This is a genomic window from Paraburkholderia phymatum (assembly GCF_038900715.1).
In the GTDB taxonomy this organism is placed as follows: Bacteria; Pseudomonadota; Gammaproteobacteria; order Burkholderiales; family Burkholderiaceae; genus Paraburkholderia; species Paraburkholderia phymatum_A.
In genome coordinates this window covers 82,521-101,976 of sequence record NZ_JAYMRZ010000025.1, presented here as the reverse complement: position 1 = coordinate 101,976, position 19,456 = coordinate 82,521, and the positions used below count along the sequence as shown (strand labels likewise).

25 protein-coding genes are annotated in these 19,456 nt (G+C 60.8%); 14 read left to right on the top strand and 11 right to left on the bottom strand.

From position 1 onward, the window contains the following. Positions 1–71: 71 nt before the first annotated feature. Complete coding sequence (gene treF, locus VSR68_RS34125; RefSeq protein WP_342944021.1) at positions 72–1,883, bottom strand: alpha,alpha-trehalase TreF; 1,812 nt, start codon at positions 1,881–1,883, stop codon at positions 72–74. Between the two features lie 174 nt (positions 1,884–2,057). On the opposite strand from treF, the gene VSR68_RS34120 reads away from it, so the two are divergent. The 3 genes from VSR68_RS34120 to VSR68_RS34110 all read left to right on the top strand — a co-directional run bounded on the left by VSR68_RS34120 (position 2,058) and on the right by VSR68_RS34110 (position 3,751). Continuing rightward, positions 2,058–2,546 carry a hypothetical protein gene (locus VSR68_RS34120; RefSeq protein WP_342943982.1) on the top strand — a complete coding sequence of 163 codons (489 nt, stop codon included), beginning with the start codon at positions 2,058–2,060 and terminating at the stop codon, positions 2,544–2,546. 57 nt (positions 2,547–2,603) lie between these two features. Then, positions 2,604–2,798, top strand: coding sequence for a hypothetical protein (locus VSR68_RS34115; RefSeq protein ID WP_342943981.1), 195 nt, complete (start codon positions 2,604–2,606; stop codon positions 2,796–2,798). 524 nt (positions 2,799–3,322) lie between these two features. Then, positions 3,323–3,751 (top strand): rubredoxin, encoded by a 429-nt coding sequence (locus tag VSR68_RS34110; protein WP_342943980.1) that lies wholly within the window; start codon positions 3,323–3,325, stop codon positions 3,749–3,751. A gap of 7 nt (positions 3,752–3,758) precedes the next feature. On the opposite strand, the gene VSR68_RS34105 is transcribed toward VSR68_RS34110, so the two are convergent. Further along, positions 3,759–4,124: a hypothetical protein gene (locus VSR68_RS34105; protein ID WP_342943979.1), complete on the bottom strand. Its 366-nt coding sequence runs from the start codon at positions 4,122–4,124 to the stop codon at positions 3,759–3,761. A gap of 162 nt (positions 4,125–4,286) precedes the next feature. Between VSR68_RS34105 and VSR68_RS34100 the strand changes: the two genes are divergently transcribed. Continuing rightward, positions 4,287–4,715 (top strand): BspC domain-containing protein, encoded by a 429-nt coding sequence (locus VSR68_RS34100; RefSeq protein ID WP_342943978.1) that lies wholly within the window; start codon positions 4,287–4,289, stop codon positions 4,713–4,715. A 10-nt stretch (positions 4,716–4,725) separates the two neighbouring features. On the opposite strand, the gene VSR68_RS34095 is transcribed toward VSR68_RS34100, so the two are convergent. Further along, on the bottom strand, positions 4,726–5,031 hold the full coding sequence (locus VSR68_RS34095; RefSeq protein ID WP_342943977.1) for a hypothetical protein: 306 nt from the start codon (positions 5,029–5,031) through the stop codon (positions 4,726–4,728). 132 nt (positions 5,032–5,163) lie between these two features. Here VSR68_RS34095 and VSR68_RS34090 point away from each other — a divergent pair, with 132 nt between their 5' ends. Beyond that, positions 5,164–5,589 (top strand): MarR family winged helix-turn-helix transcriptional regulator, encoded by a 426-nt coding sequence (locus tag VSR68_RS34090; protein WP_342943976.1) that lies wholly within the window; start codon positions 5,164–5,166, stop codon positions 5,587–5,589. Between the two features lie 85 nt (positions 5,590–5,674). Here VSR68_RS34090 and VSR68_RS34085 read toward each other — a convergent pair whose 3' ends face one another. Continuing rightward, positions 5,675–6,592, bottom strand: coding sequence for a LysR family transcriptional regulator (locus VSR68_RS34085; protein WP_342943975.1), 918 nt, complete (start codon positions 6,590–6,592; stop codon positions 5,675–5,677). A 4-nt stretch (positions 6,593–6,596) separates the two neighbouring features. Continuing rightward, positions 6,597–7,511, bottom strand: coding sequence for a LysR family transcriptional regulator (locus tag VSR68_RS34080; RefSeq protein WP_342943974.1), 915 nt, complete (start codon positions 7,509–7,511; stop codon positions 6,597–6,599). Between the two features lie 391 nt (positions 7,512–7,902). Here VSR68_RS34080 and VSR68_RS34075 point away from each other — a divergent pair, with 391 nt between their 5' ends. Both VSR68_RS34075 and VSR68_RS34070 read left to right on the top strand, forming a co-directional pair. After that, positions 7,903–9,003, top strand: coding sequence for a nitronate monooxygenase (locus tag VSR68_RS34075; RefSeq protein WP_342943973.1), 1,101 nt, complete (start codon positions 7,903–7,905; stop codon positions 9,001–9,003). A 31-nt stretch (positions 9,004–9,034) separates the two neighbouring features. Continuing rightward, on the top strand, positions 9,035–9,685 hold the full coding sequence (locus VSR68_RS34070) for an MOSC domain-containing protein (protein WP_342943972.1): 651 nt from the start codon (positions 9,035–9,037) through the stop codon (positions 9,683–9,685). A gap of 90 nt (positions 9,686–9,775) precedes the next feature. Here the strand turns inward: VSR68_RS34070 and VSR68_RS34065 are convergent, their stop codons facing one another. Both VSR68_RS34065 and VSR68_RS34060 read right to left on the bottom strand, forming a co-directional pair. Beyond that, positions 9,776–10,012, bottom strand: coding sequence for a tautomerase family protein (locus tag VSR68_RS34065; RefSeq protein WP_090869305.1), 237 nt, complete (start codon positions 10,010–10,012; stop codon positions 9,776–9,778). A 58-nt stretch (positions 10,013–10,070) separates the two neighbouring features. Beyond that, positions 10,071–10,781 carry an SDR family oxidoreductase gene (locus tag VSR68_RS34060; protein ID WP_342943971.1) on the bottom strand — a complete coding sequence of 237 codons (711 nt, stop codon included), beginning with the start codon at positions 10,779–10,781 and terminating at the stop codon, positions 10,071–10,073. Positions 10,782–11,080: 299 nt separating this feature from the next. Here VSR68_RS34060 and VSR68_RS34055 point away from each other — a divergent pair, with 299 nt between their 5' ends. The 5 genes from VSR68_RS34055 to VSR68_RS34035 are packed head-to-tail and all read left to right on the top strand — an operon-like array spanning position 11,081 to position 14,914. Continuing rightward, on the top strand, positions 11,081–11,242 hold the full coding sequence (locus tag VSR68_RS34055; protein ID WP_342943970.1) for a hypothetical protein: 162 nt from the start codon (positions 11,081–11,083) through the stop codon (positions 11,240–11,242). 59 nt (positions 11,243–11,301) lie between these two features. After that, positions 11,302–11,616 carry a DUF485 domain-containing protein gene (locus VSR68_RS34050; protein WP_342943969.1) on the top strand — a complete coding sequence of 105 codons (315 nt, stop codon included), beginning with the start codon at positions 11,302–11,304 and terminating at the stop codon, positions 11,614–11,616. Beyond that, on the top strand, positions 11,613–13,286 hold the full coding sequence (locus VSR68_RS34045) for a cation acetate symporter (RefSeq protein WP_342943968.1): 1,674 nt from the start codon (positions 11,613–11,615) through the stop codon (positions 13,284–13,286). The genes VSR68_RS34050 and VSR68_RS34045 overlap by 4 nt, the downstream gene beginning before the upstream one ends. A 19-nt stretch (positions 13,287–13,305) precedes the next feature. Beyond that, positions 13,306–13,914: a cytochrome b gene (locus VSR68_RS34040; RefSeq protein WP_342943967.1), complete on the top strand. Its 609-nt coding sequence runs from the start codon at positions 13,306–13,308 to the stop codon at positions 13,912–13,914. Between the two features lie 4 nt (positions 13,915–13,918). Further along, positions 13,919–14,914 (top strand): nitronate monooxygenase, encoded by a 996-nt coding sequence (locus VSR68_RS34035; RefSeq protein WP_342943966.1) that lies wholly within the window; start codon positions 13,919–13,921, stop codon positions 14,912–14,914. 116 nt (positions 14,915–15,030) lie between these two features. On the opposite strand, the gene VSR68_RS34030 is transcribed toward VSR68_RS34035, so the two are convergent. Together VSR68_RS34030 and VSR68_RS34025 are read right to left on the bottom strand one after the other, a co-directional pair. Then, complete coding sequence (locus tag VSR68_RS34030) at positions 15,031–15,996, bottom strand: LysR substrate-binding domain-containing protein (RefSeq protein ID WP_342943965.1); 966 nt, start codon at positions 15,994–15,996, stop codon at positions 15,031–15,033. Positions 15,997–16,239: 243 nt separating this feature from the next. Continuing rightward, positions 16,240–16,380, bottom strand: coding sequence for a hypothetical protein (locus VSR68_RS34025; RefSeq protein ID WP_342944023.1), 141 nt, complete (start codon positions 16,378–16,380; stop codon positions 16,240–16,242). Here VSR68_RS34025 and VSR68_RS34020 point away from each other — a divergent pair. Continuing rightward, the gene (locus tag VSR68_RS34020) at positions 16,342–16,707 is read left to right on the top strand and encodes a nuclear transport factor 2 family protein (protein ID WP_428983658.1); all 366 of its coding nucleotides are present in this window, start codon (positions 16,342–16,344) and stop codon (positions 16,705–16,707) included. The two genes, VSR68_RS34025 and VSR68_RS34020, sit on opposite strands and share 39 nt — an antisense overlap. Positions 16,708–16,865: 158 nt before the next feature. On the opposite strand, the gene VSR68_RS34015 is transcribed toward VSR68_RS34020, so the two are convergent. Together VSR68_RS34015 and VSR68_RS34010 are read right to left on the bottom strand one after the other, a co-directional pair. Beyond that, a complete protein-coding gene (locus VSR68_RS34015) occupies positions 16,866–18,026 on the bottom strand; it encodes a porin (RefSeq protein ID WP_342943964.1) in 1,161 nt (386 codons plus the stop codon). 357 nt (positions 18,027–18,383) lie between these two features. After that, entirely contained in the window at positions 18,384–18,584 is a 201-nt protein-coding gene (locus VSR68_RS34010) for a hypothetical protein (RefSeq protein WP_342943963.1), read from the bottom strand. 67 nt (positions 18,585–18,651) lie between these two features. Between VSR68_RS34010 and VSR68_RS34005 the strand changes: the two genes are divergently transcribed. After that, positions 18,652–19,344, top strand: a complete 693-nt coding sequence (locus VSR68_RS34005; RefSeq protein ID WP_342944020.1) for a phosphatase PAP2 family protein — start codon at positions 18,652–18,654, stop codon at positions 19,342–19,344. The last annotated feature ends 112 nt before the right edge of the window (positions 19,345–19,456 follow it).

Below are 19,456 nucleotides of genomic sequence, written 5' to 3'. Positions count from 1 at the left end.
CAGTTAGACGGAGTGAAGGGCGTGGCGTCCTCCAATTCAGGATCGGATGCCACGTGACAGCGCGCGCACAATCACTGCGCCGGCGTCGCGCGCAGACGGTGCGTGGTCTTCGGCGCAGCGGCCGCCGCCGATGCCGCTTCCGATACGCCGCTCGGACCCGAAGGCACATCGGCGGGACGCGTGGCGCGGCCCGCCGCGTTCGGGTACATCGACATCAGCGTGCGCAGTACGCCGTTCGTCCAGCCGAATCCATCCTGCAACGGGTACTCGCCACCGCCCGCCGACGTCGTGCCCGCATTCGCATCGACGTCGTACTTTTCAACCAGCTTGCCCGTGTGCTGGTAGTACGCGACGTTGGTGCGTATCCAGCGCGTCGCGATCTGCTGCGCGAGGTCCGCGTGGCCATAGCGGCGCAAGCCCGTCACCGCGAGATATTGCAAAGGCGCCCAGCCGTTCGGCTCGTCCCATTGCTGTCCCGACTGGACCGTCGTCGTCGCGATGCCGCCCGGACGCAGCAGACGCGCGCGAACCGTCGCGGCAACCGACGCCGCTTGCGCCTTCGTCGCGATGCCCGAATACAGCGGATAGACGGTCGCCGCGCTGAGCCGGTGCGTCAGCTGATGCTTGACGAAGTCGTAATCGCCGAACGCGTTGAGCTGCGAATCCCACGCGACGCGGCGAATCGCTTCGGCGCGCACGGCCGCGCGCTGCTCCATGTTTTCCGCGTGCGACGCGTCGCCCTGCACGCGATACGCCTTCGCCAGCGTGCGTTCGAGATCGACGAGCAGAGAGTTGAGATCGACGGGAATCAGCGACGTGACCTCGACCGTCGCGAGCGACTTGCCGTCGGCGAACCAGCGCGAGCTGAAATCCCAGCCCGTTTCGCCGCCCGCGCGCAGGTTGCGCCACAGGTCTTCTGCGTTGCGTTGAGGCGTCGCCTGTGCGGTGACGACGTCTTCCCGATACGATTCATCGCGCGGCGTGCCGCGTTCGTCCCAATAGCGATTGAGCAACGTGCCATCGGGCAGACGCACGAGATGACGATATGCACTGCCGGGCGCGATCTGGTTCTGGCCGTCCATCCAGTAAGCGTATTCCCTGCGCAGCGCGGGCAGATAGTGCAGATAGACCTGATCGCCTTCGCGTTCGGCCGCGAGACGCACCATCTGCGCGAAGAACGGCGGTTGCGAGCGGCTGAGGTAGTACGTGCGGTTGCCGTTGGGAATGTGGCCGTAGCGGTCGATCAGCGTCGCGAAGTTGTCGAGTTCGTCTTTCAGCAGATCTTCACGGCCGCTCTGTCGAAGACCGAGCATGATGAAGTACGAGTCCCAATAGTAGATTTCGTCGAAGCGGTCGCCGGGGACGATGTACGGACGCGGAAGCGGCAGCAACGACGACCACGCGCTCGCGGTCGAATCGGGGTCTCGCCGAAGCACGGACCACAGGGTGTCGATATGCGCGGTGACGCTCTGGTTCGGATCGGATACGTAGTTTTTCGTTTCGCGCGCGGGCAGCGTGAAGCGCTCGTCGACGAAGTACTTGAGATCGAAATGCGCGTCCGGTTTCTGACCGGCATAATCGGCGACGATCTCCTTCGGCGGCACGTTGGGCACCATGTCGGCGAATGTCTTGCTGTCCGGATAAATGTGCGCGAGTTCGACATCGCGATACAGGTCGCCGTACAAGTCCGAAGGCGGAACGGGCACGACGGGCGATGCGTTCTGGGTGCCTCGATTCGATACCGACGCTGTAGCGGATGCACCCGACGATGCGCTTGCGGGTAAGGCCTGCGCGTCGGCGGGCTGCGCATTGAACGCGAGCAGCGCGCTGGCGAACAGGGCGATGCGAACGATGCGGGCGGCGTCGAAGGCTGTGGAAAGCATGCGGCGGGCGTGGGGTTGCGGCATCGGAAGGGGCGCTCCTGGTAGTGAAGACCGTTCGAAGACAAGGAGTCGCGCAAGCAAGGTATGTTCCCCGGCGACGGATGTCCGCGCGTTCGCAAACGAGAGCGGACGAGAGCCGTCGCATCGCGCCATGCGTTTAGACGGAAACCCCCGATGACTGTTCAACAGCAACGCTGGACCAGAAGGGTGATGATCTCGCCCGAGACGCGTCGTTTCGCGCGCACGCTGACGGGCTGCGTGCTCAGCAGCTATGGCGCCGCACGGCTCGTGACTTTGCCGGAGCGATACTGGGCGCTGATCACGACGCTGATCGTCGTCACGCCGCCGAGCCTCACGCAAGCTATTGCGACCGCACGCGAGCAGATCATCGGCGCGTGCATCGGTGCGATTGATCGTCAAGGATATGGACGGGCTCGCGCGAGTGCTGATGCCGTCCGGCAAAGGCGGCTCGATGTGATGAATCGTGTGCGCGTCGTGCATGCGCATGCGTGGCCTGGCGCACGTCCCGCTTCGGTAAAACTAACGCCCTCGCGATCCAGCGACTATCCTTTTACGAGGCTCGGGCATTGCGTCTGTTATGTCGAGCTGACGTGCGTCGACATGGCTTCGACGTTAGCAAACGACTTTGCCAAGGCCGCGTGAGCTTGCGCGCTCGCGTCAATCGATTGAAGTTGCAACGATCGGACAAGGAGTTGAAAAATGAAGACCCTTGCGTTTGCTCTTGCACTTGCTGGTTTCGCCGGATTGGCTGCACCCATTGCGTCGTATGCGAAGATCGACCAGAACGCCGACTACTATCGTGCCGAAGATCGCGTGCGGAATACGTCGGGCGATCCGAGAGACGCCGCGCGGCAGGCGGAGCATGGCCAGGCGTCGACGACCTCGGGCCAGTAGTCTTTTCGCGGTGGTTTCTGCTTGCGGCAACTCGATCCCGATCGCGCTTGCCGCAATGAGATTTCTGTTTCGAGAAGCGTCCTTCCATGTCGATGGCTGATTCCATCGGCCCCGCGGCATAACGGCGCGCGCACAACTCCTTGGCCGAAAGAATCTATTAACCATAAGGAAGGAATATCGGTCCGGCGTGTAAGCGATAATCAGGCGTCTCTCACATCAGTCAAGCGTCATCCATACCGTACCCCGACCAACGCAACTCGACGGGGAAAAGAATCCAGCCAGGATTCAATCGAACGAATGAACGTTTACAATCCGGGCTCGCGTTTTTCACGGAAACGCAGCATCAGATCTGCCCCTCAATCATTTCGTTCAATCTCATGTCGACACCCAATCGCGCCAATAGCCGCCGCTCGCTGACTCTGCTCCAGTTTCTCTCTCTCGTAGGCGTCGCGGCCGTGGTGTGCAGCGCGCTGCTGCGTCACTTCTACTAGACGGCGGCTGGCAAGACCCGTCGTTCATTTCGCATGTACAAGAAAGCCACTGCTGTAGAAATCCAGTTCTCGCCCGACCGGCTCAACGATCGCGCCGGTGATCCCTTCTGGATCGACCTGAACCTGAGCGAAGCGACAGCCCTGCATCAGGCGCTGCAACGCTATCTTGATGCGCCGGCCGCTGAGCGGCCGACACCGCTCGTCGTGTCGCTCGATCATGACAACGACGCGGCTGCGGCGGAATCGCGCGGATCGAATGATGCGGTTGCGACGCAAACGCCGTCATCCAAAGACGAATTCAAGCAGTGGGTATGCGTGATTTGCGGCTGGATCTACGACGAGGCAGCCGGCTTGCCTGAGGAAGGCATCGCGCGCGGCACGCGCTGGGCCGACGTGCCGGAAAGCTGGCGCTGCCCGCTCTGCGATGTCGGCAAGCAGGACTTTGCGCTCGTGGAATTCTGAGCGGCGATCAGTGCTCCGCTGACGCCAGCGTTCGCGTGCATTCCCTGACCATCGACCGGTAGATCGGATCGGCGACGCGGCGCTGAAAATACTCGACGAGCGTATCGTTCGCGTGCGGTCTGAGCCGGACACCGATCGCGATGCCGCGAAACAGCGACTGCGCCTCGATGCTGACCGCGCCGTTCGCCCGCACCTCGCTCAAATGCCGCACGCTCGATTGCCAGCGGCCGGCGATGCATCCCGCCACATCCGATGCCGTCTGCTCCGTTTGCGCCGAGTAGTTCGGCGCCAGTGAAAAGAGACTGTCCTTGCGCGAGCACGCGACGAGCGCCACGCACACGAGCGCGGCGACAGCGAGATGAGAGAGGTTCAATTTTCGGTCCGTCAGGGCAAGTTGAAGCGCGTAGAAAGCTGGTGAAACGCGCGCGGCGATACGAGCCAGCGAGAGCGAGTATACTTTCGCGCCTTGAACGTTTCGCGACGCACGTGCATCGCATTGAATCCCGATGCGCCACGTCGCCATGAAAAGCCCGCAATGAAACGCATCACCGCTCTATCTGGCATCTTGTGCCTTATCTGGTTCTGCACCGCCGCGTTTTCACAGTCCCCGTCCCAGGCCGACGTACCCGACGACTATGCGTACCTCACGCGTCTTCACGTGCGTCCCGCCGTCATCAACTGTATCGCCGAACTCGACCGCTGGATTCGCACTACGTCACGCTATGATATGTTCCTGGCGCCCGATCGCCGCGTGCTGAAAGCCAAGGTCGACGGCGGCAGCGGCATTTTCCCCGGCAACAATGGCGCTCAACCCGTCGAGTCGACGGTGACGATGCGCGGGTTTGCCCGCGTGCGCAGCAAGCAGTCGTGGATGCCTGTCGTCGCGAAGTGCGGGATATGGCACGAACATGTGGTCGGCGTGTCGCTGCAGAAATACGAGGGCCATACGCCCGTCGTGCATTGACGCGCGAGAGCTAGTCGCCGCGATCGTTCAGCTTGAATCCCGCCGACGGGCTATACGACAGCCTGTGCCTGGGTGCGAGCAGATCGTAGTCGCGCAACGCGGACAGGTAGGACGGACCGTGAATGATGGCGGGCGACGGCGTCGACGCGCGATGCCGTTCGGGCGGAGGCTGCGGCTGTAGCAGCGCCGGGTCGAGACCGGAACCGGATGGCAGGTTGGCGAGCACGACAGCCTGCGAGTCCGCGCCAGCCGAACGAACGCCGGCTGCGGCAAACGCTGCCATCCACGCTGCGAGCAGAACGACGTAAGATTTCATCTGCTACCGGAAATGCGCACACTGATTCGTCGGCGCGTTTTTGCGCACGATGCGCCAATTCGCCGCCATGAATCGATATTAGTCACGCAGTGACATAATTTCAACCAGCACCCGACATCGATGGAGTCTCCCATGGCAGCACGTTCCGCCGCTGCGGTCGAAGCCCCGACCAAGCACGATCTGGAGGCGATGTCCGCGTTCCGCTACCAGTTGCGGCGCTTCCTGCGCTTTTCCGAGGAGGTGACGCATACGGCCGGCATCACGCCGTTGCAGTATCAGCTGATGCTGCATGTGCAGGGCATCGAAGGACGCGACTGGGCGACGGTCGGCGAGCTTGCGGAGCGGCTGCAAGCCGCGCCTCATGGCACGGTGGCGCTCGTGTCGCGCTGCGAGTCGGCGGGGCTCGTCGCGCGCAAGACAAGCCGCAGCGACCGACGCCAGGTGGAGGTGCATCTGACGTCCAGGGGCGAGCGCCTTCTGCTCCGGCTGGCTACCTTGCACAAGTCCGAGATGGAGGCATTCGGCTGGGCATTCAAAGGCGGGTTAGAAGGCATCTGAATACGCGCCGGAGCCGTTCCGCGCCGCGCCGCTGCGATGAATGGCACAGCGTGACGTATTCGCCGCCCGTTAGCGTGTTTGCCCGTTATCCGAGTTCGTCGATCATCAGGCGCGCGGCGGGCGATAACACGGAACCGCGCCGCGTCACGATGCCATAGGGTTCGGTACGGGACTGCACTTCGATTGCAAGCGTCCGCGCGAGGCCATGATCGGACAGCATCGCAGCCATGTCGCGCGGCATCAGCGAAACGAGTGCCGGGTCGCGCTGCAGCATCAGCACCGTCGTCATCGTCGACGCGGTTTCGATCGTGTGAGGCGGCACGGGGAGCCCTGCTTCCTTGAACTCGCGTTCGAACAGCCCGCGCAGCGGCATCATGCTCGGATAGACGATCCAGCGGGAAGACGCGAGATCGGCGAGCTTCACGTTTTGCGCGTCCGCCAGTGGATGTGCGCGGCTCGCGACGACCGCAGCCGGCTCGTCGCTCAGTTCTTGATAGTCGTAGTGATCGGGCTGCCGCGCGACGGTCTTGCGGCAGATGGCCAGATCGAGCCGCCCCTGGTCGAGCAGCGCGAGGAGCCGCGCGCTCGTGTCCTCGACGACTTCGACCGTCAGCGTGGGCTGTCTTTGCCGCAGACGCGTCAACGCGTCGACCAGCACGCCCGATATCGCGCCCGTGATCGCGCCGACAGCCAGCCTTCCGCCCGAGCCTTGCAGAATGCCTTCCATCTCTTCACGCAGATGCGCGACGTCCATGTGGATCAGCCGCGCGTAGCGGATCACGCAGCGCCCGAGTTCGTTCGGCTGGATGCCATGCGGCGAGCGCGTGAAAAGCGTCGCGCCGAACGTCGCCTCGATCTCGCGCAGCGCTTTCGTTGCGCCGGGCTGGGTCAACGCCATTTCGTCGGCGGCGCGATGCAGCGAGCCGTGCTCGTCGAGCGCGATCAAAAGACGCAGTTGCTTGAGCCGCAGACGCGCGGCGATCGAATCGACATTCGGCAGCATGGGTTTATTGTGCTCTCAGCTTTTCCATCAGGAAGTCCACGAAGCAGCGCACACGCGACGACAGATGCCGCGCATGCGGATACAGCAAAACGAACGGACGCGTGCGGCCGCCATACGGCGTGAGCACTTCGCGCAGCGTTCCGTCCTTCAGATCGCGATCCGCGACGAAGCGATAGGTTTGAAAAAGGCCCGCGTCGTGGCGCGCGAGGGTGACGCCCGCCAGCACGTCGCCGGACGTGCTGTATCCGCCGCGCGTCATCATCTCCAGTTCTTCGCCTTCTCGCGCGAAGAGCCACGGCAGATTGCGTCCCGTGCTCGGCAACGCGTACTGAATGCACTCGTGGTTGATCAGATCGTCGGGTGTCTCCAGCTTGCCGGCCGCTTTCAGATAGGCTGGCGATGCCACGACGACGAGTTCGGCATCTTCGAGCGTGCGCGCGATCAGTCCGGAGTCGTCGGGCGCGCGGCCTCGTATCGCGAGATCGAAGCCTTCGTCGGCGAAGTCGATGTTGCGGTTGCTCAGATGCGCCTCGACGGTCACGCCGGGATAGCGCGCGCGGAATTCGGCCAGCAACGGCAACACGCGGTAATGGCTGTACGGCGTCGGCATGCTGATGCGCAAGACGCCTGTGGGCGTGCTCTGCTGTCCCGTCACTTCGCGCTCGGCATCGGCAAGCTGGTTGAGCGCCTGACGACATTGCTCGAAGTAACGGCGCCCGGCATCGGTGAGCCTGATCTGTCTCGTCGTGCGCACGAAGAGCCGCACGCCGAGACGCGACTCCAGGCGCGCAACCGACCGGCTCACGGCAGCGGGCGTCACGCTCGCTGCCGTCGCGGCGACTGTGAAGCTCTCCAGCTCGGCCGCGAGGCAGAACAGTTCGATGCTGCCCAGAAGAAGGTCTTCGAATTGACGCTGCATGGCCTTTCCATGATCTGCGGGATGTGCTGCTCGTTTTGCCTGACGCAAAGGCACGGCGCGGTGCAGCGGGATGGTGACGGCGGGTCCGCAGAGGATAGCAGGTCTTGCGGCGCGGGCCGGCTCGCAGCGCGAGCGCACGCCCGTCACGGCTCGCGATGCCACGGGCCATTGGTGCCGCAACGATGCACGAGTTGCGCGATCTGTTCCCGCCGCTCAACAGTGTCTTGACCGGCAACCGGTTGACCGGTCTTTGCCCGATAACCGATCATCCCATGTAAAGAGGCTATCCTTGCAGGAGCATTCGCGGCCGAAAGCAGGGACCGTCGACTATCCGCGCTGGCGTGTGGATCGCGGGCGGCATGGTCTCCAACTTACGCGATGAGGTCATCAGATGAGCAATCGTTTCGAAGACAAGCCGCTTCTCAAGCTGCTTGGCATCAGCAAGCCGATCATCCAGGCGCCCATGGCGGGCACCAGCACGCCTGCGCTCGCCGCCGCCGTCTCGAATGCAGGCGGCCTCGGATCGCTCGGCGTGGGCGCGATGAACGGCGAGGCGGCGCGAAAGGCAATCCGTGATACGCGCGCGTTGACCAATGCGCCTTTCAACATCAACGTCTTCTGCCATGAACCGGCAACCGCCAATGCGAAAGTCGAAAAGGAATGGCTGAACTGGCTTGCTCCGCACTTCGAGAAGTACGGCGCGAGCGCACCTGAAAAGCTCAGCGAGATCTACACGAGCTTCGTCGAAGATCAGGCGATGCTCGACGTGTTTCTGGAGGAAAAGCCGGCGATTGTCAGCTTCCATTTCGGCTTGCCTTCGAAAGAGATCATCAAGGCGCTGAAGGACGCGGGCATCAAACTGCTGGCGTCGGCGACGAATCTGGACGAAGCGGCGGCCGTCGCCGATGCGGGTGTCGATGCGCTGGTCGCGCAAGGTATCGAAGCGGGCGGCCATCGCGGCGTGTTCGATACGCAAGCCTTCGACGAAGGCCTGGGCACGTTCGCGCTCACGCGCCTCTTCGTGCAGAAATTCGATCTGCCCGTGATTGCGGCGGGCGGGATCATGGACGGCGCGGGCATCGCGGCAGCGCTCGCGCTCGGCGCGCAGGCCGCGCAACTCGGAACGGCATTCGTGCCGTGCCCGGAGACGTCGATCGACGAAGGCTACCGCCGCGCGATTCTCGGCGACGCGGCGGACCACACCGTTTTGACGTCCGCGATTTCGGGGCGACCGGCGCGCAGCATGGTGAACGGGTTCACGGAACTGGGCCGCTCGGCGGACCGTCCGACGACACCGTCTTATCCGATCACCTACGACGCGGGCAAGGCGCTGCATGCCGCCGCGAAAGCAAAGGGCGAGTTCGGTTATGGCGCGCAGTGGGGCGGCCAGGCGGCCGCGCTCGCCCGCTCGCTGCCCGCTGCGGAACTGGTCGCGCAACTGGAGACGGAACTCGTCGAAGCGATCCGGCGTTTGCAGCCGTTCGCGTCCTGAAGGCATGGATCGGCGCGAGATGGGAGACCAGATGACCGTTGCACACAACGGCGAGAACGTGCGCGACATCGGCGCTACGGTGTTGTCGATCAATGTCGGCTCGATCGAGTCTCTCGACGTCGGGCTGTCGTCGGAAGGGCTGCAAGTCGAGTCGGCGATACGCAAGCGCTCGATCAGCAGCGCGAGCGAAGGCGCGATCGTCGAAGTGAAGAAGCTGGGCTTCGTCGGCGACGAGCAGGCGGATCTCAGCGTTCACGGCGGGCTCGATAAGGCCGTGTATCTGTACCCGATCGAGCACTACGCGTGGTGGCGTGAACGCCGCATCGAGGCTGGTGTCGCGCATGCCGACAGCCCGCTCGAATTCGGCGCGCTGGGCGAGAACCTGACGACTCAGGGCGTGCTCGAAACAGACCTATGGGTCGGCGACGTGCTCGTCATCGACGAAGTCAGGTTACGTGTCGAAGCGCCGCGTAGTCCCTGTTTCAAGCTGAATGCCGTAATGGGCTACAGGCGCGCGGTCAAGCACATGTATCAGAGCGGATTTGCCGGCGTCTATTTGAGCGTGGTGCAAACGGGGCTGGTGCGAGCGGGATCGCGCATCGGCGTCGTGCCGGGGCGCCGCGAGGAATCGATCAGCAGCATGCTCGACTTGCGCCGCGGTCGCGCGCATAGAGAACCCTGAACGAAACAGTGCGGGCGCTATTGCGCGAAGAACCTTTAAGCTACTTCGCGCAATGGTCCGCAACTGACTGCTTCAATCTTCTGCCGGCACTCAACCCGGCTTCTTCGCTTTCTGCCGACGATATTCGTCGACGGGCAGCCCGCCCCATCCCCAGTTCTCCGTCTCGACTTCCTGAATGACGACGAATGTCGCTTCGAGCGGCTTGTTGAGCACGTTGAGCAGCAATTCGCTGGCTCCCTTGATCAGTTGCGCCTTCTCTTCCGGCGTCACCGCGTTCGTGCCGGGCTTGTTTCCTTCGCGAGTAACCTGAATGGTCACGATAGGCATGGCAATCTCCGTGATGTTAGGCGGATGAGGCACCGTCGCCGTTGCCTCGCCGTTGTGCTTAGTGGCCTGCGCTCTGACCGCCGTCGACGTGCAGGATCTCGCCCGTGACGAACGGTGCGGAATCGAGGTACACGACGGCGTCGACGATGTCGCGCATTTCACCCATATGGCCGACGGGATGCAGCGCGCCGAGTGCTTCATGCGTTTCCGGCGCGTGCATCGGCGACTTGATGATGCCCGGCGAGACGGCGTTCGCGCGAATACCCGTCTTCGCGTATTCGATCGCAAGCGACTTCGTGGCTGCATTGAGGCCGCCCTTCGTCAGCGATGCGAGCACCGAGGGCACGCCGGCAACTGCATGATCGACGAGACTCGTCGTGATCTGCAACACATGGCCGCTTTTGTTCTTCTCCATCTCGGCGATTGCAAGCTGCGTGATATGGAAGAAGCCGTTCACGTTGACGTTCAGGATGGACGCATAGTCTTCAGCCGTGTATTGCGTGAACGGCTTCGCGATGAAGATGCCCGCGTTGTTGATCAGCGTATCGACGCGGCCGAAGCGTTCGACGGCTTCGGAGACGGCACGCTTCGCGATTTCGCGATCGCCGATGTCGCCGGCGACTGTGACGATGTTCGGATCGTCGGACGGTTTGATCGATCGCGCGATGGCGACGACGCGATAGTCGCGCTCACGAAAGGCTTTGACGAGTTCTGCGCCGATACCTTGCGATGCGCCAGTGACGATAACGACCTTTTGCGAGTTGCTCATGATTGACCTCAAGACGTTGGTGGCATTTGCCGTCGGGAATCGACAGCGCCGTTAGGTCGTCAATCTAGGCTTCCTCGACCCGCTTGCGTACACCCGCAGTGGACAAACAGTTTTGACGCGTGGGAACAAATGCGGATGTCTTGCCCGCGCCCGTCAATAGCCGATGGGCGGCGCGTTCACGAGCAGACGGCGCGGATAGGGCCGCGCCGAACGGTGTATGAGTGGGGGGATTATTGACGCCGCGTCATAACGGTGCGGATGCTGGACTCGCGGCCTCGCGCCGGAACGAAGCCGCTGCAATGCGCGATCTGCGCTTCTTTCTGGAATTCACTGGTGCGGAATTCCGCTACCTACTGAGTGAAGAGTCAAGAATGAAGCGGGCGAAGCGCCATTTCACTCGCGGTGATGGCACGCATCATCAAACATCATTTTACTTGATCGACCCGCGCTCCTATCGTTGAGCAAAAGAGGAAGAGCGCAGCGTAATGCGCCTAACCCGTAACGAAATACAGGAGACATCGTGGTCGATTCCACTGCGCATGACGACGTCCGGCAGTCGCCGGCATTCGAACGACTGGTCGCCCGACGACGCAGGCTCGTAGCATGGCTTACGTTGGGCACTCTGCTGCCGTACTACGCTTTTGTGTTCATTGCGGGCTTCGCGCCGCAAGTGCTTGCCACTCGGCTTTATCCAGGAAGTGTAATTACGATTGGCTGGCCTCTCGGTGCAGTGTTGATCCTCGGAACATGGGTTTTGACGGGCATCTATATCCGGCGCGCAAACGGAGAGTTCGACCAGTTGACTGCTCGCATTCTCGCAGGAGGCGCTCAATGAAGCAGCCGATCAGAATCGCAGCCGCTGTGGTCGCTGCTTTCTTTGCGCAAGCGGCGATGGCCACGCCCGAAGCGTTGGAGAGAGTACAGAAGCAGCCGCTCAACATCACAGCAATCGCGATGTTCGTCGTGTTCGTGCTCGCGACGCTAGGCGTCACGTACTGGTCCGCATCGAAGACGAAGTCGATGAAGGACTTCTACAACGCCGGCGGCGGCATTACCGGATTTCAGAACGGTCTCGCGCTCGCGGGCGATTACATGTCGGCGGCGGCTTTGCTCGGTCTCACGAGCATGATCTTCTTCAACGGCTACGACGGCATGCTTTACGCGGTGAGCTTCTTTGTCGCGTGGCCGCTGTTGATGTTTCTCTTTGCCGAACGCATCAGAAACCTGGGCCAGGTCACCATCGCCGATATCGCGTCGTTCAGGCTTGACCAGCAGAGAATACGGACACTGATGGCGTTCGGTTCGTTGACGGTCGTCTGCTTCTATCTGGTCGTGCAGATGGTGGGCGCGGGGCAACTCATCCAGCTTCTATTCGGGCTTCAGTACAACTACGCCGTCGTGGTGGTCGGCATTCTGATGGCCGTGTACGTGACGTTCGGCGGAATGGTCGCGACGACCTGGGTGCAGATCATCAAGGCCGTGCTGATGCTGTTCGGCGCGAGCTTGCTGGCGATATTGTCGTTGAGCCATTTCGGTTTTTCGATCGACAACATGTTCGAGCAGGCTATTGCCGCACACAAGAGCGGAAGCGGCATCATGCTGCCGAGCAAGCTCGTGGCCGATCCGTTCGAGATGCTCTCGTTGTCGGTGGGCCTCGTGTTCGGCACGTCGGGACTGCCTCACATCCTGATGCGCTTCTTTACCGTGCCCGATGCAAAGGAAGCACGCAAGTCCGTGTTCGTCGCGACGGGGTTCATCGGATACTTCTTTCTCGTCGTCACCGTGCTTGGTACTGCTGCGATCGTGATCGTCGGACGCAATCCCTCCTTCTACGAGCACGGCGTACTCGGCGGCAAGCTGATCGGCGGCGGCAATATGCCCGTGATGCATCTGGCCAAGGCCGTGGGCGGCGATTTCGTACTCGGCTTTCTGTTGGCAGTCGCATTTGCAACCATTCTGGCTGTCGTGGCAGGGCTCACGATGGCGGGAACCTCTGCGATCTCACACGACCTCTACGCGATGGTGATCAAGCGAAACAACGCCGATGCCGCGCGGGAAAAGCGCGTGTCGAGAATCGCGTCGATCGCCATCGCGGGCGTCGCTATTCTGCTCGGCATTCTCTTCAAGGATCAGAACGTCGCGTTTCTGGTGGCGCTGACATTCAGCGTCGCGGCATCCGTCAACTTTCCGATTCTGACTCTGGCGATCTACTGGAAAGGCCTGACGACGCGCGGCGCGCTGATGGGCGGCATCGCTGGGCTGGTAAGCGCAGTGAGCCTCGTCGTGCTTTCGCCCGCTGTGTGGGTGAAAGTACTCGGGCACGCGACGGCGATCTTTCCGTATGACTACCCAGCCATCATTTCGATGACGATCGCGTTCTTCTTCACGTGGATCGGCTCGCTGACCGATCAGGGCGCACGAGCATCGATAGAGCGTGAGAAGTTCGACGATCAGTTCGTTCGCGCTCAAACAGGCATTGGCTCTTCGGGTGCGGTCAGTCACTAGCTATTGATTGGAGTAGGAAATGTCGAAGCTGCAAAGCTCATACGTGTCGGGTTCCCGTTCGGACGGCGAGCGCGTGAAGTCCAGGTTTCAGATGCGCGATAACGGCCTGGCTTTTTCGCCCGTTACGATCGCGCTTCATTGGATGGTGGCCGCGCTCGTGCTGTCGATCATCGCGATTGAAATCGCACTTTCTGTTTCGCCGAACAGCGAGCTCATGAAAGTACTGAACCTGCTTGGCGTCATCCTGTTTCCTGTATCGGTCTATCGGTTCTGGGCGCGCATCACGTCATATCACCCGTTGCCAGTCGGCACGCCGAATCCCGTCGAAGTGATCGTCAGCCGTTCGGTGGCGGCGGCACTCGCGCTCGCGATGGTGCTGCTGCCGATTGCGGCGTGGCTGTCGAAATCGGGAGCGGGCCTGCCGATCGAATTGCCCGGAGGGTTGATCATTCCCGCGCCGATATCGCCGGATCATCAGGCGGCGCGAATCTTCGACATGCTCTTCAAGATCGGCGCCACGCCGTTTGTGATCGGCCTGGCGCTGCATATCTTCGGCGCATGCAAGAACCATTTCGTGCTGAAAAACGACGCCTTGAAACGGATGCTTGGAAAACGTGTGGAGCTTTAACACCATGAGCAAAACCAGTCATGAATTCGGCGGCAATGCCGTCACCGCGCTTTGCGGAGTCGAATACCCGATCTTCCTCGCCGGCATGGCCGCTATTTCCGGTCCGAAGCTCGTCGCTGCTGTCGCGAACGCAGGCGGAATGGGCACGATAGGCGGATTGCGCTTGCCGCCGCTCGCGTTGCGCAAGTGGCTTAGGGAAACGAAGAGCCTGACCGACAAACCTTTCGGCGTGAATCTCGTGCCGTCGTTTGGCGGCCCGGAAGTATTCGAAGCGCAGTTTCAGATCGTGCTTGAGGAAAAGCCGCGCATGCTATCGCTGTTCTATGCCGAGAACTACCTGGATATGATCGCGCGCGCAAAAGACGCGGGAATGATCGTGATGGTTCAGGTCGGCTCCGTCGAGCTTGCGCGACAGGCAATTGCGCACGGCGCCGATATCATCGCGGCCCAGAGCAGCGAGAGCGGCGGCCATTTGAATCGCGGCACCATTGGGCTGCTTTCGCTGTTGCCCGCGCTTATCGACGTTTCCGAGGGCCGGCCCGTGCTGGCCGCAGGCGGCATAACGAATCGCGATGACGTTCGAACCGTGATGGACATGGGCGCGGGCGGCGTGCTCGCGGGTACTGCATTTGTCGCGTGTGAGGAGTCGAATGCGCATCCGCTTTATAAGCAGAAGATCGTGGAAGCTACCGTCGACGACACCGAGTATCGAACGGGGTATTCGTTCGGATGGAAATTCGGCACGCCGCATCGCGTGATCCCGAATCGCGACAAGTGGAACCTGCTGCGTTTTATCGGCGGCGGCGCGCGCGCGATCGACAAGCCGAAGATGGCGCAAAAGCTGTCGCTCTATGCGGGCCAGGGCGTGGGCAAGATCGACCGCGTGATGTCAGCAGCCGAGCGCGTAACGGAACTGGCACAGGGGTTGAGCGGCAGCCGCGAACGGGCTCAGGCCGGCTCAGGCGAGCCATTCAAGGAAGTGCATTTGCACTATGCTTGATGGTGCTTGAAAGTAAAAGACGACGTGTCGTGAACTCACGGCGCGTCGTTTTTCCAGCATCCGTTTGCACGACGATACCTGCCCGCCGCATCAGGCGAAGCAAAAAGGCGAGTGAATCAGTGAACGCTCGCGCCAGATTCAGCCGCGTCGATACGTGCCAGCCTGGTCGTCAAGATGTCCTCGGTGGCCGGCTCCTGCGCGCGGCCATCCACTGCAATCTGCTGATGCGCAAGTTCGATCATCGCCGTGAGCGCCGGTGTGACGAGCGCGTCCTTGTTGCGGATGAACACGGTCTTGACGTTCGAAAATTCCTTCGGCAGTTCATGGCAGTGTACGGAATGCCGCGCGCCGTGGCTCTCCACGACTGATCGCGGCAGCAACGTGATGCCCATGCCGGCAGCGACGCACGACATGATCCCATCCAGCGTGCCCAGCTCCATGATCTGGCCGGGAATGATGCCCGCCTGATAGAACCAGTGTTCGAGCGTTGAACGATAGAAACAACCCGTCCTGAAGACGAGAACGGTTTGACGCGATATCTCGTTCGTAAGAGTTGGCAGCGAGTCGAATTCGACGCTGCTCACGAGAACCAGTTCTTCATGGAAGACTTCTTCCTGATACAGCGACGAAGTCTGATGAAAGCCGCCGACAAAAGCGCCATCCAGCCGATGCGACTCGACGGCCTTGATCAACTCGGTCGTCGTGCCCGTCATCAGAGACAGTTGAACTTGCGGATACTGCTCGTGGTATTTGGCGAGGATCTTCGGCAAGCGGATTGCAGCTGTCGTTTCCATCGATCCAAGCCGCAACAGACCTCGTGGCGACGCGTTGTCGAGCAATGCATTGCGGCTCTCATCCGTCAGTTGAAGAATACGCTGCGCGTAGCCCAGGAAGATTTGCCCCGCCGAAGTCAGTACTACGCCATTCTTCTGTCGAATGAATAGCTGCTGGTTCAGTTCCGCTTCCAGCTCTTTGATGCGCATCGTCACGTTCGACTGCACGTTGTGGATCTTTTCAGCCGCTGCCGTGAAACTGCCGTGCTCCGCGACCGCACAAAATATTCTCAGATGCCGCAGTTCCATTTTGCGCCTCGCCGGATCACGTCGGATGATGGAAGCTCAGGCTAGCACATTCACGCAATGATGAACGCGCGTGGCGGGACATGATCGCGCGCATCGTTGAACGTGGGGAAACCATCAAGCCTCCGCGGGGCAACTCATGCACAGTGCTTTCACGCTATCGGAGACGATTCGCACGGGAAGATCGAGCGTTGCCGCGATTTGCGCACAACTCAATGTGCAGTCGATGTTCTCTTCGACATACTGTTACGGGCGATCGAATTCGACGCTCGACAGTGTCGACGGATGAATGTCTTTAGCCGATTGCAATTGCCGTGTCGTTTCGATCCATGCGAGCGTTGCGAGACACTGGATTTCCCACGGATCGACGATCTCTTCGACGACCACGCGGAAGTGTATTTCCCGAAATGGGGCATTGCATCGGGCCGCGCGTCGTTCGAAAGGCTTTTCACGGACCTCGGTTCGATCGTGTCGAAGTTCAAGCACGATCTTGCCTATTTGAACGTGATTCAGCAGGGCGACATGGTGGTCGTCGAGGGCACGAGCTATGGGACGAGCAAGGGCGGCGTCGACTGGCGCGCGGGCGTGTCGCACGCGGGGCGCTGGTGCGATGTGTTCGAGATCCGCGACTTCAAGATTCAGCGGTGCTTTATTTACCTCGACCCCGACTATGAGGGCGCGGATACGGAGCGGTATCCGTGGTTGGCGCGGTAGGGGCTGCTCGCGCGAAGAGAGAGGCGTGGCTTCAGCGGTGATCGGCGCTTGATGTGCCTCTTGCATGGAACGGCACGCGCTCCAGCGGGTCGAGCAAGGCGTATGTTCTCCGATGCCGTTGCGCATACGTCCTTGCTCGTGAGGGTATTTCGATACGATCAGAACGTATGACGCATGCCTACCGTGACGGCGACTTGCGTGTTGGTCGCCGATGGCGACAACGTGTTGATCATCGCATGCGAGAGCACTGAATCTGCCGGCGCGCCGTGTACGTTCTGGTAGACGCCTTCGAGATAGAAGTCGGTGCGCTTGCTCACCGCATAGTCGGTTTGGAGCATTGCCGTGTTCCATCCAGGCGCCGAGCCGTTATACGCGCCATGCGTATACGTGTAAGCGCCGGACACGCTCAATGCCGGCGTGAGTGCGTATTTGGCGTTCACCTCGTAGTTGTCGAGGCGCAGCGAGCCCGCAAGAGAGCCCGCGCTCGTATCGTTGGCGCCGAGGTACGAACCTGTGCCGAACGAGAACACGCCCGACACATTGTCGATCTGCGTGTGGCTCCAGACCAGGCCGACGGTAGCCGGTCCATACGTGTAGTTGCCGCCCAGCGACCAGATGCGCTGACGTTGCGCGATGAAGTTGGCGCTGGCGTCGCCCGACGTGACCGCGCCGCTTCCGTTGCCGGCATTGTTGAGTTGCAGGTAGCCCGCTGCAAGATTGACGGGCCCTTGCGAATACGACAGGCCGAAACCGTATGAGCGATTGTTCGAAAAGTCACCGGCCTTGTTGCTGAATGCGTACATTGTTTCAAATGTGATGCCGCGATAGTTCGGGCTAGTGTACTTGACCGTGTTGTTGACCACGACGGAATTCGCAGCGAGGTTGTCGTTCTCGAACGGATGCGCGGCCATGCTGCCGCCCCAGGTGTTGAATTCCGCCGAGAGGGGGCCAACGAGGTCGTTCATCACGTCAAACTGGCGGCCGAATGTGAGCGTGCCGTATGGATCGCTTTGCAAGCCAACCCATGCCTGCGAGCCGAAACCATCGCCGGAGAAAGCTTGTGCACCATTGTTGAGAATGAAGCCTTGTTCGAGCTTGAAGAGCGCGTGCAAGCCACCGCCGAGATCTTCCGAGCCCTTGAGGCCAAACACCGTGTTCTGTGTCGAGCTGCTGTTGAGTTGCCAGTTGCTATGACCCAGTTGGTTGTTCGTGTAGACGAGGCCTGTATCGAGCAGACCGTAAAGCGTGACGCTGCTTTGCGCGTGTGCTGAGACGGATATGGCTCCGAGCAGTGCGAGGGCGAGTGTGGATTTTTTCATGTGTGTGGGCTTCTTGATGGGCCGGCGATTAGATGAATCGGTTAGTTCAGTGTCGTCACGATTGGCGCGCATGCGTACGTGTTCTAGCCACGCGGGTTTGAATCCGTTCTTCTTTTGCGGATATGCGGGAGATAGCTTCACGATTATTGCGTTCCGTATCTCCGCGTACTGAAAGCATTGGAGAGCGAACATGCGTGGCCGACGCCGCACAGCGGGACGACGCGAATCATATAACGCACAATATAAAGTTGGCGTAAAAGTCGGCGCGACGCCATGTGGACGCATCATACGAATGCCTCGCTAGAAGCGACGGGATTTCAATTCTCCGACGCCACAGCGAATGGCAGAAATATGGACTTACACTTTGGCTCTATTTGTTGAATGATTGCGTCCGCTTTGCTCTTCATGGCGTGAGGCAATTGCCATTACGATAATCGCTCGCCCGACCGGCCGTTCAGGAACAAAAATGGCTACCGCGAGAAAGTACGGCAGCGGCGGGTTTTGCGCATAGCAGGCTAAGGTCGGGGTCCAGTCGCAGTGCGCGTCGGCGACGCGCATGAGCACCGGGATCTCCACTTTCTGCCTGTCTTCTTGCTATTGCTACGAATCCGGTGGTACTACAACAATGATTACCTTCGATACAACCATCGAGACATATCTCGCGCACCTCCATCTCGGTCCGCTGCCGAGCCTTGCGATGCGAGCCCTCACCGATATGTACACGTTCAGAGGGCTCGTGCTTATCCCCATCTTGTGGTGGATCTGGTTCAAGCCCGGCGAGCGGCGCGAATGGCAGCGCGAAGTGGTCATCGCAACCGTTGTGAGCGGCTTACTGGCGCTTGCCGTTGGACGACTGCTCGCCGACCTTCTGCCGTTTCGAGTGCGTCCTGTCTACAATACTGAATTGCATTTGCAATTCGCGACCGGTTCTTTACATGACGCCATGCTCTCGAACTGGAGTTCGTTTCCGAGCGACCACGCGATGCTATGGATGTCGGTTGCGACAGGCGTCTTTATCGTCTCGCGCTTCGTCGGCATACTCGTATTCCTGTACACGGCCATTTTTATCTGCTTTCCGCGCGCCTACCTCGGCTTTCACTATCCGACTGACCTGATCGCGGGTGCGGCGATCGGTATTGCCATTACTTATTTGATGACGAGGAACCCGATCCGGACGCTTTATGCCGCGCCATCGCTGCTATGGATGGAGCGCTATCCTGGGCCTTCCTCGATGTTGGCGTTCATTCTGTGCTTCGAGCTTGTCACGCAGTTCGATGAACTCCGCAGGATTGCGAGTGTGGCTTCAAAGGCGCTTTGAGTGCGGCCAGGGCTGCACGCCAACGACTCCCGTTCGCTAGCCCATTGCAGTCATCGTGCAAGGTAAAGAAAGAATTTGCACTTCCTACACGGCATTTTTTCAATGCGCCGTG

Coding starts and splice junctions, on each gene's coding strand:
- VSR68_RS34085 (WP_342943975.1), bottom strand. CDS start 6,592: ATGCTGCCGAATGTCGATTCGATCGCCGCGCGTCTGCGGCTCAAGCAA.
- VSR68_RS34090 (WP_342943976.1), top strand. CDS start 5,164: ATGGCAGCACGTTCCGCCGCTGCGGTCGAAGCCCCGACCAAGCACGAT.
- VSR68_RS34095 (WP_342943977.1), bottom strand. CDS start 5,031: ATGAAATCTTACGTCGTTCTGCTCGCAGCGTGGATGGCAGCGTTTGCC.
- VSR68_RS34070 (WP_342943972.1), top strand. CDS start 9,035: ATGACCGTTGCACACAACGGCGAGAACGTGCGCGACATCGGCGCTACG.
- VSR68_RS34045 (WP_342943968.1), top strand. CDS start 11,613: ATGAAGCAGCCGATCAGAATCGCAGCCGCTGTGGTCGCTGCTTTCTTT.
- VSR68_RS34115 (WP_342943981.1), top strand. CDS start 2,604: ATGAAGACCCTTGCGTTTGCTCTTGCACTTGCTGGTTTCGCCGGATTG.
- VSR68_RS34065 (WP_090869305.1), bottom strand. CDS start 10,012: ATGCCTATCGTGACCATTCAGGTTACTCGCGAAGGAAACAAGCCCGGC.
- VSR68_RS34040 (WP_342943967.1), top strand. CDS start 13,306: ATGTCGAAGCTGCAAAGCTCATACGTGTCGGGTTCCCGTTCGGACGGC.
- VSR68_RS34120 (WP_342943982.1), top strand. CDS start 2,058: ATGACTGTTCAACAGCAACGCTGGACCAGAAGGGTGATGATCTCGCCC.
- VSR68_RS34055 (WP_342943970.1), top strand. CDS start 11,081: ATGCGCGATCTGCGCTTCTTTCTGGAATTCACTGGTGCGGAATTCCGC.
- VSR68_RS34075 (WP_342943973.1), top strand. CDS start 7,903: ATGAGCAATCGTTTCGAAGACAAGCCGCTTCTCAAGCTGCTTGGCATC.
- VSR68_RS34035 (WP_342943966.1), top strand. CDS start 13,919: ATGAGCAAAACCAGTCATGAATTCGGCGGCAATGCCGTCACCGCGCTT.
- VSR68_RS34010 (WP_342943963.1), bottom strand. CDS start 18,584: ATGCGCGTCGCCGACGCGCACTGCGACTGGACCCCGACCTTAGCCTGC.
- VSR68_RS34110 (WP_342943980.1), top strand. CDS start 3,323: ATGTACAAGAAAGCCACTGCTGTAGAAATCCAGTTCTCGCCCGACCGG.
- VSR68_RS34030 (WP_342943965.1), bottom strand. CDS start 15,996: ATGGAACTGCGGCATCTGAGAATATTTTGTGCGGTCGCGGAGCACGGC.
- VSR68_RS34060 (WP_342943971.1), bottom strand. CDS start 10,781: ATGAGCAACTCGCAAAAGGTCGTTATCGTCACTGGCGCATCGCAAGGT.
- VSR68_RS34100 (WP_342943978.1), top strand. CDS start 4,287: ATGAAACGCATCACCGCTCTATCTGGCATCTTGTGCCTTATCTGGTTC.
- treF (WP_342944021.1), bottom strand. CDS start 1,883: ATGCTTTCCACAGCCTTCGACGCCGCCCGCATCGTTCGCATCGCCCTG.
- VSR68_RS34080 (WP_342943974.1), bottom strand. CDS start 7,511: ATGCAGCGTCAATTCGAAGACCTTCTTCTGGGCAGCATCGAACTGTTC.
- VSR68_RS34015 (WP_342943964.1), bottom strand. CDS start 18,026: ATGAAAAAATCCACACTCGCCCTCGCACTGCTCGGAGCCATATCCGTC.
- VSR68_RS34005 (WP_342944020.1), top strand. CDS start 18,652: ATGATTACCTTCGATACAACCATCGAGACATATCTCGCGCACCTCCAT.